At 51.4% G+C, this 13,184-nt stretch carries 14 protein-coding genes and 1 pseudogene; 9 read left to right on the plus strand and 6 right to left on the minus strand.

Going from position 1 to position 13,184, the window contains the following annotated elements; genetic code table 11:
• The first annotated feature begins 6 nt into the window (after window positions 1–6).
• The 3 genes from BUB22_RS09345 to BUB22_RS09355 all read left to right on the plus strand — a co-directional run bounded on the left by BUB22_RS09345 (window position 7) and on the right by BUB22_RS09355 (window position 2,198).
• Window positions 7–858, plus strand: coding sequence for a hypothetical protein (locus tag BUB22_RS09345; RefSeq protein ID WP_073114904.1), 852 nt, complete (start codon window positions 7–9; stop codon window positions 856–858).
• Between the two features lie 21 nt (window positions 859–879).
• Window positions 880–1,743 carry a hypothetical protein gene (locus BUB22_RS09350; RefSeq protein WP_254794705.1) on the plus strand — a complete coding sequence of 288 codons (864 nt, stop codon included), beginning with the start codon at window positions 880–882 and terminating at the stop codon, window positions 1,741–1,743.
• A 119-nt stretch (window positions 1,744–1,862) separates the two neighbouring features.
• Complete coding sequence (locus BUB22_RS09355) at window positions 1,863–2,198, plus strand: GerW family sporulation protein (protein WP_072808079.1); 336 nt, start codon at window positions 1,863–1,865, stop codon at window positions 2,196–2,198.
• A 132-nt stretch (window positions 2,199–2,330) separates the two neighbouring features.
• Here BUB22_RS09355 and BUB22_RS09360 read toward each other — a convergent pair whose 3' ends face one another.
• Window positions 2,331–2,528: a hypothetical protein gene (locus BUB22_RS09360; RefSeq protein WP_139258912.1), complete on the minus strand. Its 198-nt coding sequence runs from the start codon at window positions 2,526–2,528 to the stop codon at window positions 2,331–2,333.
• A gap of 326 nt (window positions 2,529–2,854) precedes the next feature.
• Between BUB22_RS09360 and BUB22_RS16375 the strand changes: the two genes are divergently transcribed.
• Together BUB22_RS16375 and BUB22_RS09365 are read left to right on the plus strand one after the other, a co-directional pair.
• Window positions 2,855–3,319 (plus strand): hypothetical protein, encoded by a 465-nt coding sequence (locus BUB22_RS16375; protein WP_139258914.1) that lies wholly within the window; start codon window positions 2,855–2,857, stop codon window positions 3,317–3,319.
• Window positions 3,316–3,903 (plus strand): hypothetical protein, encoded by a 588-nt coding sequence (locus tag BUB22_RS09365; RefSeq protein WP_139258916.1) that lies wholly within the window; start codon window positions 3,316–3,318, stop codon window positions 3,901–3,903. Before BUB22_RS16375 ends, BUB22_RS09365 begins: the two co-directional genes overlap by 4 nt.
• Window positions 3,904–3,950: 47 nt before the next feature.
• Here BUB22_RS09365 and BUB22_RS09370 read toward each other — a convergent pair whose 3' ends face one another.
• From BUB22_RS09370 to BUB22_RS09380, 3 genes are all read right to left on the minus strand, one after another.
• Window positions 3,951–4,367, minus strand: coding sequence for a PIN domain-containing protein (locus tag BUB22_RS09370; RefSeq protein WP_073114907.1), 417 nt, complete (start codon window positions 4,365–4,367; stop codon window positions 3,951–3,953).
• Window positions 4,357–4,575: a hypothetical protein gene (locus BUB22_RS09375; RefSeq protein WP_073114908.1), complete on the minus strand. Its 219-nt coding sequence runs from the start codon at window positions 4,573–4,575 to the stop codon at window positions 4,357–4,359. The genes BUB22_RS09370 and BUB22_RS09375 overlap by 11 nt, the downstream gene beginning before the upstream one ends.
• Before the next feature lie 154 nt (window positions 4,576–4,729).
• Window positions 4,730–7,477, minus strand: a complete 2,748-nt coding sequence (locus BUB22_RS09380; RefSeq protein WP_073114909.1) for a valine--tRNA ligase — start codon at window positions 7,475–7,477, stop codon at window positions 4,730–4,732.
• A gap of 372 nt (window positions 7,478–7,849) precedes the next feature.
• Between BUB22_RS09380 and BUB22_RS09385 the strand changes: the two genes are divergently transcribed.
• From BUB22_RS09385 to BUB22_RS09395, 4 genes and pseudogenes are all read left to right on the plus strand, one after another.
• Window positions 7,850–8,713 (plus strand): hypothetical protein, encoded by an 864-nt coding sequence (locus BUB22_RS09385; protein ID WP_073114910.1) that lies wholly within the window; start codon window positions 7,850–7,852, stop codon window positions 8,711–8,713.
• A gap of 4 nt (window positions 8,714–8,717) precedes the next feature.
• Complete coding sequence (locus tag BUB22_RS09390) at window positions 8,718–9,344, plus strand: SH3 domain-containing protein (RefSeq protein WP_073114911.1); 627 nt, start codon at window positions 8,718–8,720, stop codon at window positions 9,342–9,344.
• Window positions 9,345–9,676: 332 nt separating this feature from the next.
• Entirely contained in the window at window positions 9,677–9,955 is a 279-nt protein-coding gene (locus BUB22_RS16380; protein WP_175547277.1) for a hypothetical protein, read from the plus strand.
• 142 nt (window positions 9,956–10,097) lie between these two features.
• Window positions 10,098–10,265, plus strand: a pseudogene (locus tag BUB22_RS09395) (helix-turn-helix domain-containing protein); the annotation flags it as partial.
• Window positions 10,266–10,298: 33 nt separating this feature from the next.
• Here BUB22_RS09395 and BUB22_RS09400 read toward each other — a convergent pair.
• Complete coding sequence (locus BUB22_RS09400; RefSeq protein ID WP_139258920.1) at window positions 10,299–11,840, minus strand: DUF4832 domain-containing protein; 1,542 nt, start codon at window positions 11,838–11,840, stop codon at window positions 10,299–10,301.
• An 86-nt stretch (window positions 11,841–11,926) separates the two neighbouring features.
• Entirely contained in the window at window positions 11,927–13,126 is a 1,200-nt protein-coding gene (locus tag BUB22_RS09405) for a glycoside hydrolase family 18 protein (RefSeq protein WP_073114913.1), read from the minus strand.
• Window positions 13,127–13,184 lie beyond the last annotated feature (58 nt).

The following is a 13,184-nucleotide window of genomic DNA, read 5'->3' on the forward strand; positions in this document are numbered from 1 at the left end:
TAGTCGATGGTTTCGGTGAAGCGATTCGTGCAGGACGAACCTGCGTTGGTCGATGCGGTCTGCAAGTTTGTCTGCGGCTTTTCGCACATGTCCGACCCGATTGTCGCTATCGCCTCGCAGGCAAAGACCCAGACGGCGCAGGTCGCCTGGGTGCTATTCGGGACGGCGATTTACCAGGACAGGGACATTCCCGAAATCATGAGGCTGCTTTCCGCCTTCTACGAAGCCTTCCCGGAAGAAAAGCTCTGGACTCTCCCGGTACCTGCGGCGGGTACGATAAACGATGTGGTCGAACGCACGTTCGAAAGCAGGGACTGGAGCATGTTCGAGCATGTCGCGGGAATCTTCTGGAGCGTGGGCCTGTTTGTGCGGCACCATCCGGACCTGGTTGCCTGGGCGCGCGAACGCTCTCCCGAAGAAATGTGGCGCGACCTCGGTGAAATTTACTTCATGGGGAAGGCGGCCGTCCGCCCGAAGGCCTGTGCCGCGATTTACCGCATCGTGTCGGCAGAACCGCTCGGGCTTGGCGTGCAGTGTCGCATGCCGGAAGGCAGCGCGAGGAAGGCCTTGCATGGACTCCCCCCGCTACCCTTGACGATGGGTGCCCGCCGGTTCCTTGCCATGTTCAGCCCCGCCCGCGAAGAAGGGTTTGCCGACCTCGCTCCTGCACAGAAACAGAAGCTCATGGATGTGTACGGCAAGGCGCTTTGCCCCGAGGTCCCGTACACGGTGGCACATTCCCTGCAGTTTTTCCTGGAGGCGGGGGCAGATGATTTTGTCTGTCGCGAGCGCACCAAGCGCTGTGCCAAGTGCCCGCTCTATGAATATTGCGATTATGCCACCCGACGTTCAAGGTAATCAATGCTAAATTTAGGGAGTATGCCGGAACGTTTTTGCCATATTGCGGGGGTTGCCCGCATAGCCGCCACGCTCGCCTTGAGTGCGGTAACGTTCGGGCTGCTCGGGTGTGAAAAGGAACCCGAACCGCCCGTGGACCATACGGCAATTCTCTACAAGGGCGTGCGCCCGATTGAGGTCCGCGAGAACGAAACTCCGGCGGGCGAACATATCGCGGCACTGCAGAAGCGTATCGATATGCGCTACCCCATGATGGTGGGCGATACGCTCGACGTGACGATTCTCGAGTTCAAGAGCGACGTGTACGCGATGGATTACTACATCAACAGCGGGCGCTTCCAGGGTATAACCCCGATTCTCCGCGGGGAACATCTTGAACAAAGTATCCGTTCCGATGCCCGCATATTCATCTTCACGCATGACAGTTTCCGCAGGTACGAACGCATTGACCTGGAAAACTACGTGCGCGGTTTCCCGGGCTATCACGGGGGGTTCCCGCAGGAATTCCTGAGCTTGCCATTCGAGCACCGCGATGCGAACCGCACGTCTATCCAGACGCAGAATTTTCTCGGGCTCAAGTCGTTTTTCCCCGTGCTGGTGCAAAGCTACCGCGATGCGAACCTGCAGTGGAGCGTGGCCCGCAGTTGGGAGCAGGTGGAAGACGATGTCTACCGCCAGTGGGCAGCCCAGTTGAAACCGGTTACGCCGCAGGGAATCGCACGGGATGTCGAGGTCTCGTACTTTAACGTGGGTGAGGGCGTAAACGGGATGGCGACGCACCTGCCGGGCGGTCGAGTGGTGGTTGTTTGGGGGTACCTCAGCTGGTTCGACCTGGAACGCCGATTTTTTACCGCAAGCGACCGCGTTTACGAGGCCCGCTATTGATACTTGGTCATTAGTTTTTAGTCAATAGTCATTAGAAAAAAGAAAGTTTGCCCGATTTGATTTAAACTAATGACTAATGACCAGTGACCAATAACCTTTTTATTTGTTATATTAAAATCATGGCTATCGAAAAACTTGCAGAAACTCTTTTGGAAAAGCTCCGTTTCATCACGCAGGCGGAGACTGTTATCGGAAAACCTATCCAGGCCGGTGAATCTACGGTCGTGCCTGTGAGCCGCGTGTCTGTCGGCTTCGGCTTTGGCGGTCACCAGTCCAAGGGTGACACCTCCGCATCCGGTGGTGGCGCCTCGGTCGAACCGGTAGCGTTCCTCGTCATCAAGGGCGACGACGTGCGCATCATGCCCATCAGCAAGGATAGCTCGCTTGTGTCGAAGGTCATGGACATCGTCCCCGACGTGGTGAACAAGTTCAGCAAGAAGACTGACGCAGAATAGCGCTTTGTCATGCCCGCCCTATCGGCTTGCTCAGAACAAGCTCTGCCGGGCGTCTTTTATATAAAAAAGCCTCGGCGCATGGCCGAGGCTTAAATCTTATTTGATCTTTTGACTCCGCTTTTGCGGCTTTTGTCACTTCAGTTCCTTCAACGCAGCCTCGTTCTTCGCAATAATATCCTGTTGCGTAGCGAGCTTCGTTCTTTCAGCATTGACGACTGCTTCGGGGGCGCCGCTCACGAATTTTTCGTTCGAAAGCTTGCGTTCGATGCTGGCGGCGAATGCCTTGGCCTTCTCGATTTGCACTTCGTGCCAAATGCTTGCCTCGGTCATGGGCAAATAAATTTGCCCGCGCCTCTCGGCTTACGCATTTGTCCTTTTTGAGGCGGGCGATTTCTGCAGCCGGGAAAAATGTAATTCAAGGCGTTCTCCGCACTGCCCGTGCGGGTCGGGCTATATTTTAACGCATTCCGGTCAATTCTTGCGAACCGCCCGAAATGCTGTTAAAACGGAGTCCTGCTACGCAGGTCTCCGCCCCAAGTGGTCACGTTTCGCAGGCTCGCTATCCCTAACGCGGATGCTATTTCTGCAATTGGGAAAATGAACGTATCTTATTGTGAATTTATTTTTTAGCGAATTTGTAATTATATTTATTGGCGATGAAATTTTTATTGTTGTTGCTAGCTGCTTTGTTTTTTACGGCTTGTCCTTATCCAAGCCATTTAATACGTGTTAATGAATCTTTGCCTAAAAATGCCCCTGTTGAAAAAGAAACTATTGTTGCCTATGCTCAAGGAGATTGTTCTAGTGGAGATTGTCCTTTAGAAAATAAAAATGTTCATTGGTATGCTCTGAATTATGATGGAGATACTCGTCAAATAAAGTTTTATCGGTATGGACCAAAGTCTTGTGAACCTAGCAGACTTTGGGGCGACCGTAGTCGTGATAGGTATTTTGTGGATTGGTACAAAGAGGGCGTTCCGTACCGAACTTTGATGATATCTTGTGACGATTCAACCCGAGATTTAAAGGCTGTCTTCCTGTCCGGTGATGAATCCAGAGAGGCGCCTGTTTTGAGAACTTCTGATGATGAATTTGCTGACTTGGTGGTTGAGGTAAAATGAGAATTCTTTTCTTACTGTTGGTGTCAATTCTTGTTGCCTGCACGGGTTCCTCCAGTCATGTAACACCGGACTATTCTAGCAAGGTTCCGCAAAGAATTGCTTTGGCTGATACTCTTTTTGTGGTCGTTGGAGAACTGCCAGAAGGGACTTCACCCAAGGATATTCAGATTGTTGCGTATCAGACGCGTCTAGACAAAAAAATTGCTCCATACCTATTGCAGATGGACTGTGGATATGAAAGGAAAAATGGAGAACCAGATTTAAACGAGCCGCATTTTTATTATCGAGTATCTGTTGAAGAATATACACCAGCTGATGAAATTGTTTGGTATAATAAGGGAATTGCTTATCAAACCTTGAAAATTGAATATACGATAAAGCATGGTGAAATTGTTTCAATTCAAGCTCTTTGGAATGGAGAACGAAGACTTTGTATGAACGCTTACTTGGATTTCGATGGAAGGAAGTTTATTCATATGCCAGACTATCGAACGCCAGAGAACAGGCGACAATCCCGATACGCAATTTATTACGATGATCCCAAATGCCGAGAAACTGAAAAATTTAAGGAACCTAGTTATTAAAAAATCCCGCTACATTTTGTGTAGCGTGCCTCGACAGAATTTCGCTTTTACTTAAACGGATTCACGACTTTTACGCCGTTAATCGTTTGCCTGTCGTTCAGGTCTTCTGAATAGACCGTTGTGCACCCGCATGCCTTTGCGGATGCCAAAATAAGAGAATCCCAAAAGGATAGCTGAGACGCTTCACTAATGTCTATCGCCGCCAACACATCGTTTACGGTGTTGCTATGGACTGGAATGATGTCGGAGAATTGCTTGACAAATGTTCCGGCATCTTTCTTTGATGCAATCAGTTTCTTTGTTGCTGCGTTGTAAAATTCCTGCAAGGTTTGCGTGGAAATAATTGCGTCATCATTTTGGACCAAGGTGGCAATCAAATCTCTGGCGGTGCGTTGCTTGGCTTTGTCCTTTTCGTCAACTGAATGTATAAGAATGTTTGTATCCAGAAAACAACTAGCGGTCATAAAGCTCCTCGCGTGTCCAGGACTTTCCGGCAGAGTTTAAGTGGAGCTTGTCAGCCAAGTTGAAAATATTGTCCAAAGAGCCGTTTTTCGTAGTTGCGGTTGCAGGTGCTTTCAGCTTTTCCAAAAGAATGGAAATGACGAAAATCGTCTCTTCGTTAGAAAGGGACGCTGCTCGTTTTGTGAATTCTGCAACCATGGCTTCGGACATAGGAAACCTCCATTTACATTACCAATATATATTTTTTGACAACGATAGTCAATAGACCAATGTGGGGGATGAAAAAAGAGGTGCCCGTGCGGGGCACCTCTTTTGAATTGTTTTGAAGATTCCCGACCAAGCCGGGAATGACAAGTCGCGAGCCTTACTTCAACTCTTTAAGCGCCGCCTCATTTTTCGCAATGATGTCTTGCTGCGTGGCGAGCTTCGTCCTTTCGGCATTCACCACAGCTTCGGGAGCGCCGCTCACGAACTTTTCGTTTGAGAGCTTGCGTTCAATTGAAGCGGCGAATGCCTTGGCCTTCTCAATTTCCTTTTCGAGGCGGGCGATTTCTGCAGCCGGGTCGAGGATACCTTCCAGCGGGATGTAGAGTTCGCCACCGGGCACCACGGCGCTGGCGCTGAACTTCGGCTTCACGGCCTTCACGGCGACGCTCAGGTCAGAAAGACCCGAAAGTTCGGTGATGATTGCCATGCAGTCCTTCACGCTTGCTTCCGTCGCGGCGTCGTCCACACTCACCACGGCGTTCAGCTTGGTAGCGGGGCTCACGTTGTAGCGGCCACGCACGCCACGCACGCTTTCCACCACGGCAAATGCCTGGTCGAATGCGGCTTCGATCTTCGCGTCGATGAGCGATTCGTCGGCCTTGGGCCATGCGCGGCTGATGACCATTTCGCTGCCCTGGAACAGAATGCTGTTGAGCTCTTCGGTAATGAACGGCATCACCGGGTGGAGCAGGTCGAGCACGTTCTTCAGCACGTAGCTGAGGATGGCCATGGCGTTCTTCTTCTCGGCGGTGAGCGTTTCGCTGTTGATCACGGACTTCTTGATCTCGAGATAGCTGGAGCACACGTCGTCCCACACGAAGCGGTACAGGAACCCGGCGAGTTCGGCGAAGTGGTATTCTTCGAGCATGCGGGTCGCGTCCTTGATGGTCGTCTGCAGGCGGCTCAAAATCCACTTGTCTTCGAGCGCGAACAAGTTCTTGTCCATCGGGAGCTCGGCGGCCAAAGCGCCGGCCTGTTCGAGCTGCGGGTAAAGGAAGCGGCAGGCGTTCCACAGCTTGTTGCTGAAGTTACGGCCGATTTCGAACTTTTCGCTGGTGTTGATTTCGCGGCCATCCGGCTGCTTTTCCTTCTTCACCGGCAGGCGCACGTCCTGGTTGTCGGTGCAGAGGCTTGCCATCACAAAACGCAGAGCGTCGGTACCGTACTTCTCTTCGATATCCATCGGGTCCACGCCGTTGCCCTTGGACTTGCTCATGGTCTGGCCATTGCCGTCCAAAATCTTCGGGTGGATGTACACCGTGTGGAACGGGACCGTGCCCATATTCTCTTGGCTAAAGAGCACCATGCGGGCGACCCACAGCGTAATGATGTCGCGGCTTGTCACGAGCACGCTGGTGGGGTAGTAGCGCTTGAGCGTGTCGGTGTTTTCCGGCCAGCCCATGGTAGAATGCGGCCAGAGTCCACTGGAGAACCACGTGTCCAGCACGTCTTCTTCCTGCTTGAGTTCGTGACCCGGCACCGCGTCGGGCTTCAGGTCTTCTTCCTGGCTGCACACTAGGTAGCCGCCGTTTTCGGCTTTGTAGAAGTAGATGTCGTCGCGGCCCGCGAATGCGGTCTTCAGTTCGTCTTCGCTAGCGTCGGTGTGCCAGATAGGAATGCGGTGGCCCCACCAGAGCTGACGGCTGATGCACCAGTCGCGCTTTTCGGCGAGCCAGTCCAGATACTTGTTGGCGTAACGTTCGGGGATAATCTTGATTTCGCCCGACTTCACGGCGTTCATCGCGTTTTCGGCGAGCACGTCCATCTTTACGAACCACTGGTCGCTGAGGTACGGCTCAATCACAGTCTTGGAACGGTCAGAGTGGCCCACATCCATTTCGTGGTCTTCCACCTTGATCAAAAGTCCGAGTTCCTCGAGACCTGCCACCACGGCGTCGCGGGCGGCCTGGCCCTTGAGACCCTGGAACTTGCCGGCGTTCTCGTTCAGGCTGCCGTCATCGTTCATGATGTTGATCATCGGGAGCTTGTGGCGCAGGCCCGTCGCATAGTCGTTCGGGTCGTGTGCGGGCGTCACCTTCACGGAACCCGTACCGAAGTCCTTGTCCACCAGGATGGCGTCGGCAATCACCGGGATTTCGCGGTCAACAAACGGCACCTTGAGCATCTTGCCGATGAACTGCGCGTAGCGTTCGTCGTTGGGGTGCACGGCGAGGGCGGTATCGCCCATGATGGTTTCCGGACGGGTCGTCGAGACGGGGATAAATCCCGAACCGTCGGCCAGAGGGTACTTGAACGTCCAGAAGTGGCCCTTCACGTGTTCGTAGTAGATTTCGTCGTCGGCGACGGCGGTCTGGAGCTTGGTATCCCAGTTCACCAGGCGCTTGCCGCGGTAAATGAGGCCCTTCTTGAACAGGTTGAAGAAGGCGTGGCGCACGGCCTTAGCGCAGACCGGGTCGAGCGTGAAGCGCTGACGGCTCCAGTCGCAGCTGACGCCCAGGCTCTTGAGCTGCTTGGTGATACGGGCTTCGTATTCGTCCTTCCATTTCCAGATGCGTTCCACCAGCGCGTCGCGGCCGATGTCGTGGCGGGTCTTGTGTTCGTCCTGGAAAAGGCGCTTTTCGACCACGGCCTGCGTGGCAATACCCGCGTGGTCCGTACCCGGAATCCACAGCGTGTCGCGGCCCGTCTTACGGCGGTAGCGTACCAAAATATCCTGGAGCGTATCGTTGAGTGCGTGTCCCAGATGGAGCGCGCCGGTAACGTTCGGGGGCGGAATCACGACCGAGAACGGTTCGCCCTTTCCGCTGGGTGCAAAACTGTTATTCTCAGCCCAGGTCTTATGCCATCGGGCTTCCACATCTTTAGAATTGTAACGAGTTTCCATAGTGGGCACAAATTTAGTAAAAGGCGAGTGCCGCGGCAAAAGTGTGCAAGGCGAGAAAGCGCGAAAAACTTGTTTTTTGCATTTTCGAGCCGTAGCCACGGACGTCGCAGACGTCAAAGCAATTCATTGCTTTGACATGGCCGAGCCGTACTAAATGCGCCCCAAAGGGGCGCCAAGTTAGAAAAAGCCCCCATTTCGTCATTGCGAGCGCAGCGAAGCAATCCAAAGAAGGGTAGGGGAATGCCTTCCCTTGGCTCGCAAAGTTCCTGCTGTTGAAATTATGGGGTAGAATTTAAAATCGTTTGTGAAATTATATACATTATGTTAAATTTTGAGAGGACTTATATGCTTATGATATAACGTGGTACATTGATGGATAAGGCCGAATTTGAAAAATTGAAGGATGAGTTTCGGAAAATGGATTTGAGCGCTGCTTTCAGTAGAGAAGTCTTGAATTACTTGTCCACTAAAAGTGAAAAAGGGGCTTTCCCTCCATATGTTCCCTTTTTAGGAAAATTGTTCGATGAATATGGTGTTCTAGTATATTGTACGGCGCAAAATATTTCGCATAACAACTCTTTAGTAAAACGGTATTCAGATAATTTTGAAAAGTTGAACTGCCGATTGGAATATGGCGATGACTTTAATCGCCATTATGGCGAGACGGATTTTGATATAAGCGATGTAGATATAGCTCCGTTTGAGAATGGAGTTATTCCTGCATTAATTGCCGTTTTTATAATGGCTAAAACAGGAACTAAAATTCCTGCCGAACATATACTCGATTATTGTGGGGTGACGAACTACTACAAATTTTCTCTGCATACTGAGGCTAGGGATATCAATCCCGATGGAAAAATATCTCATTTTAATAATCAAGATCAATATAAATACTGGGCGCTTAATGACAAGCTCGTCCGTCAGGAACTCGGCGCAATAAGTCCAAAGTATGTAATTTCTTTTAATGGCTATAAACTTCGAATGCTGGCGTCTTATTCTATAGAATTTGGCTATACACTCTATTCAGTTAGTGATCCGTCTTGGATTTTACGCGGAGCCTCGGGTAAATTGAATACTGATGGTGAATGGGGGATAGAATACCAAAAGTTAGATGAAAATGTTGCTGAATTTATTTCTTCCTATACGCGGATTTTAAAAGATGATTACAAAGGTAAAGTTGATGGGGTGAAAGCGTATTTGGCTCATTATTACAATATCTTTAAACAAGAAGGTTGATTTTATGAAAGTGTTGAAACAGATTTTCGTCATTACAATATTTTTGGTAGTGAACGCAGTGTCTTCGTATCAAGCGACTGTTGTTGCTAACACACTGAATGTTAGAGAAAAACCGACTGCAACTTCAAAGGTTGTTGGAAAGCTTCAAAAAGAGGATGTCGTACAAGTAGAATCTTGTAATAGTGGCTTTTGCAAAATTGAATCCAGGTCAACTTCAGGCTATGTTAGCGAAAAGTTTTTGAATCCCGTTTCCAGCACATCTGCCGATGCGGAAAAATCCTCTAGCGATGGTTGGGGTGTTTTGGTTCTATTCATTGTTCTTGCTCTTGGTGTTACGGAATTGGGCTTGAGAAAGAAAATCGGTTGCATTTCTGCAGCGGGGGCAGTTGTTGCAATATCATGCTTATGGCTTTTATTGGATGTTTTTCATGTTGGGACGGGGTATGCAATACTGGTCATTGCCTTAGCGATACTTGCGATTTTCATGAGAAATAAAAAATTTCTACCAAAGAGATTCTATAAAAATGAATTGTCTGATCGAAATGAAAGTAGTAGAAAAAAAAAGAATCGTTTGGTGATTCGAGAAGAAGTAAGCCATCGAATAGGGAAAAATCAGGAGAATCTATCGTAGATTCTGTAATTAAACTAGCGGGTTTACTAACGCTTGGTACAACCGAAAACGGTTCGGAAAACAGGGAACTCTTATATTGTCAATGGATATCTAGCGAATTAAATCAATGTATATATGAAACCTTTCCAAGGAATACTAGCAGCCGGGATGCAGAAATTGCTCTTCAACATAGATACGGAAAAGGACGTTTGGGACGCTCTATGCGGGCAAAGACGCCGCCCAGCTGGTATGAACTCGGTGGTGAGAATGAGGCCCTGTACTGCCAATGGGTGTCTAGTGAACTAGTAAATCAGCGCTTTTACGGAGCCTTTTCAAGGAATACGAGTAATTGGGTGGCTGAAAAAGCACTAGAACACAAATATGGAAAAGGACATTTGGTTAACTCTGCGCGGGCAAAGACGCCGCCTAGCTGGTATGAACTCAGCAGTGGAAAAGAGGTCCTGTATTGCCAATGGATATCTAGTGAACTAGCTAATCATCGCTTTTACGAAACCTTTCCAAGGAATACGATTAAAAGTAATGCAGAAAAGGTCCTTGAACATATATATGGAAAGGGTCGTTTAGGAAATACAGCCTATGGAAAAATACCTCCTAGTTGGTATGGTTTTTAATTATAATAGATTGTAAAATTTCCTTTCGCCCCTTGCCAATTCTAGTACATAATCTACATTTCAGCTGCGGTTCCTAATAGTGTAGGCTCCGAAAGGCATTTGATGATTATCAAATGTTTTTCTTTTTTTTCAAGGAGTTCCTATGCCAGAAAGTCAAAATATCGAATACAAGTCGTCTTGGAGGGACGAATATCTCAAGTGGATTTGCGGCTTTGCCAATGCGCAGGGCGGCAAACTGTATATCGGCGTCAGCGACGATGGACAAGTGTGTGGAGTGCTGAACGCCAAAAGGCTCATGGAAGATAGGCCCTGACAAGGGTGGTCACTGGCAAATCACGAAGAACTAGCGTTTTGTAACGGGGTAGTACGCTCCGTGTGCGGCCTTGTTCGGGACGCTGCGGCCCTTGAGATCGGTGGCGCGGATTTTGCCGAGGTTGCTCGCGTCCTTGTTCAAGCGCGCGCCCGCGATCCCGGTGGTTCCGCTTTCATCTAGCAGGCCCTCGATGACTTCGGCGCTTGCGCTGAGGTTTGCCTTGTAGGGGATGGTCGCGCCCTTCAAGAGCTTGTCGCCGGTGATGGTGAGTTCGGGCGTTTCGCTATCGCCGATTGTGAGGCCCGCGACGGTGAAGGTCGCTTCTTCGCCGGGGAGGAGGCCCTTGAGCGATTTGTCGCTGCGCACGCCGTTCACGGTCACGTAGGCGTTGTGGTAAAGCGGTGCGATGCCGATGTTCTTTACGCGCACGGCTGCAGAAATTCCGTTGACCGCATAGCCCGTGATTTCGAACTTGTAGCCCGCATAGGAACTGGCCTCGTACACGCGTTCCTTGGTGGCGTAACTGCCTTCGGGCGCGTCGTTGCCTATCACGTAGGTCATGTGGTACTTGCTTGCGGCATCTTCCCAGGTGACGCCGTAAAGGCCTGCCGGGTTCAGAAACTCGCGCTGGTCCTTTTCGGTGTAGTAGCTGACTTCGCCTCCGCCGGGAGCGGTTTTCCAGCGGTCCGTGCCCAGGTCGCGCCAGTTCCGCTCGTTGTCGCCGTTGCCCTGCGAAATGTCGTGTTCCTTGTGCATGAAGGAATCGTCGAACAGCCCGAAATTGAGCCCGAGCAAGGTCTTGTTGCCTGCGACGGGTGTGTAGTTGTTGTCTGCCGCATCGATGGAGATGCTCCATGGGGTCTCTTTGAACAAACTATCAAGATGCGTCAGGAATTCGGCCTGGTAATCCTTGGTAGCGAAGTTGACTCCGAAATTGAGCATGGTGCCGTAGATGTGGTATTCGCCCCAGTGCCCGAAACCCGCCTGCACGAATGCGATGCGCGGGTCGTTGTCGTATTTCGCGGCAAAGTCGGTGTAGAACTGCTTGTAGAACCACAGGAGTTCCTTGTTGCTCCAGTCGGCGTAGTAGGTGGGGCCGTCGCCGCCCGGGTTTTCGGAATAGGTCTCGGTGTATGACTTGTTCGCCTTGATGTAGTTGGGGACTGCGGTGGCGCCCTTCACCTTCTCGGTGCAGCCCGATGCGTTTTCGATGGTTGCGCTCGGGTATTCGATGCGGAACCGCACGATGGCCTGGTGCCCGCGGCTCGCGATGTCGTCAAGCATCTTTTCGAAGCTGCTCCAGTCGTAGTCAATCTTGTCGTCGGTCTTGCCCTTCACCACGGCGCAGGGGAGGCAGTACGAGAATTCGAGCGAAATGGATTTTTGCAAATCCTTCTGGCTCTTGGCCTGGTCGGGCCAGAACACGATTCCCTTCATGGGCTCGAGAGTCTCGATTTCCTTGTTGAGGGCGACGGAACGGTCCGCCGCGAATGACATTGTGGCAAGCAATCCTGTTGCCAATGCCGCAGTTGTGATAACGGGGGCGGCGCCCGCGAGATATTTTTTCACCATATAATCCACACACCTTTCGGGAAAAGACCCGATGTTATTAATCTAATACAGAATTTGCGTAAAGTCAAGTAAAAAAAACGGGTCTTTTACGGTTTGAAAATACGGATAAATTTCGGTTTGCCTTTCACGCTTTTGCCGAGGGCGTCTACTTGCTTGCCTGAGGTGCCTTGCGCTCGGGGCTGCGACGTGGTGCGGACCTTGCGTGCGTACGGAATTGCATCGGTTGAACCGTCACGCAAAACTACCGCGATGCTGTCGAGAATCGGGTTCCCGGTGCCTTCGATGTAGTCGTGCGAGACTTCCCACACCATGATGCCCGCGTAGTTGTTTTCCACGACCCAGCGGCTCTTGACGGCGGAGGAATGCGGGTCTTCGAAGGTCACGTATCCGGTACTCGATACGCCGTAGGGTTCCACGGAAACGCTGTCGAAGAAGAATTCCCATTCGGGGTTTGTCACGATATCCTTGTACGGGACCTGCTTTGCGGTTCCCTTGGTAAAGTCGGTGCCGGGGCCTGTCGCTCCCTTGAATTCAAACCCGAACGAGGGAATGCCGAAGACCATCTTTTCGGTGGGGACGCCGCGTTTTTTCCAGTAGTCGCGGGTCTGTTCCCATGACCAGGTGGTGTAGCCGCTGTGCGGGTAGAGCGGCGAATCGAACATTGCCTTTTCATCCCAGTCGCCGGTGATGTCGTAGGTCATGAACCCGAGCCAGTCCAGGTTCTTCACGAGGACTTCGGGCGTGAAGAACTTGCCGTAATATTGCGAGCAGGGGAGCGCTGCCGAGAGGGTCTTGCCTTCGGGGAGTGCGGCGCGGAGTTCCGTAAGCAGCTTGTTGTAGGCGATGGTGTCGGCATCGGGCACGGGATTGTATTCCCATTCCCAGTCCATGTCGAGGCCGTCCAGGTTGTGGTCGGCAACAAACTGCACGAGGTTCGCGATAAACTTGCCACGGAGCGCGTCGTCCGATGCGACGGGCACGAAGTTTTCGCTCTGCCCGCCACCGCCGAGCGAGACGATGACTTTCGTCCCTGCGGCATGCCCGAGTGCGACCATTTCGTCGAGGGCGGTCGGGTCGTCTGCGGCATCGCCACGCAAGCTTCCGTCGGTATCCGGCGTGATAAAGCTCCACAGCACGTGAGTCAGCTTTTCGTACGGGACTTTATCGACGGTGTAGGCGGGCTTGTGCCATTTTCCCCAGTCGGGGTAGTAGCCGATGAACAGCGGTTCGGCGCTTGCCACGCATGCGCCCGCGAGTGTCAAAAAGAGGAGAAAAATTGCCTTCATGCTCCTAATATATCCTTTTTTGGGGTGAATAGTCCCGTGTGGCGTAAAAAGGGGCAAA

This window comes from Fibrobacter sp. UWCM (genome assembly GCF_900129735.1).
In the GTDB taxonomy this organism is placed as follows: domain Bacteria; phylum Fibrobacterota; class Fibrobacteria; order Fibrobacterales; family Fibrobacteraceae; genus Fibrobacter.

Bases quoted from the DNA above. Each gene is read 5' to 3' on its own strand.
- BUB22_RS09385 (WP_073114910.1), top strand. From the start codon at position 7,850: ATGGATAAGGCCGAATTTGAAAAATTGAAGGATGAGTTTCGGAAAATG.
- BUB22_RS09400 (WP_139258920.1), bottom strand. From the start codon at position 11,840: ATGGTGAAAAAATATCTCGCGGGCGCCGCCCCCGTTATCACAACTGCG.
- BUB22_RS09380 (WP_073114909.1), bottom strand. From the start codon at position 7,477: ATGGAAACTCGTTACAATTCTAAAGATGTGGAAGCCCGATGGCATAAG.
- BUB22_RS16375 (WP_139258914.1), top strand. From the start codon at position 2,855: ATGAAATTTTTATTGTTGTTGCTAGCTGCTTTGTTTTTTACGGCTTGT.
- BUB22_RS09350 (WP_254794705.1), top strand. From the start codon at position 880: ATGCCGGAACGTTTTTGCCATATTGCGGGGGTTGCCCGCATAGCCGCC.
- BUB22_RS09345 (WP_073114904.1), top strand. From the start codon at position 7: ATGGTTTCGGTGAAGCGATTCGTGCAGGACGAACCTGCGTTGGTCGAT.
- BUB22_RS09370 (WP_073114907.1), bottom strand. From the start codon at position 4,367: ATGACCGCTAGTTGTTTTCTGGATACAAACATTCTTATACATTCAGTT.
- BUB22_RS09365 (WP_139258916.1), top strand. From the start codon at position 3,316: ATGAGAATTCTTTTCTTACTGTTGGTGTCAATTCTTGTTGCCTGCACG.
- BUB22_RS09355 (WP_072808079.1), top strand. From the start codon at position 1,863: ATGGCTATCGAAAAACTTGCAGAAACTCTTTTGGAAAAGCTCCGTTTC.
- BUB22_RS09360 (WP_139258912.1), bottom strand. From the start codon at position 2,528: ATGACCGAGGCAAGCATTTGGCACGAAGTGCAAATCGAGAAGGCCAAG.
- BUB22_RS09405 (WP_073114913.1), bottom strand. From the start codon at position 13,126: ATGAAGGCAATTTTTCTCCTCTTTTTGACACTCGCGGGCGCATGCGTG.
- BUB22_RS09375 (WP_073114908.1), bottom strand. From the start codon at position 4,575: ATGTCCGAAGCCATGGTTGCAGAATTCACAAAACGAGCAGCGTCCCTT.
- BUB22_RS09390 (WP_073114911.1), top strand. From the start codon at position 8,718: ATGAAAGTGTTGAAACAGATTTTCGTCATTACAATATTTTTGGTAGTG.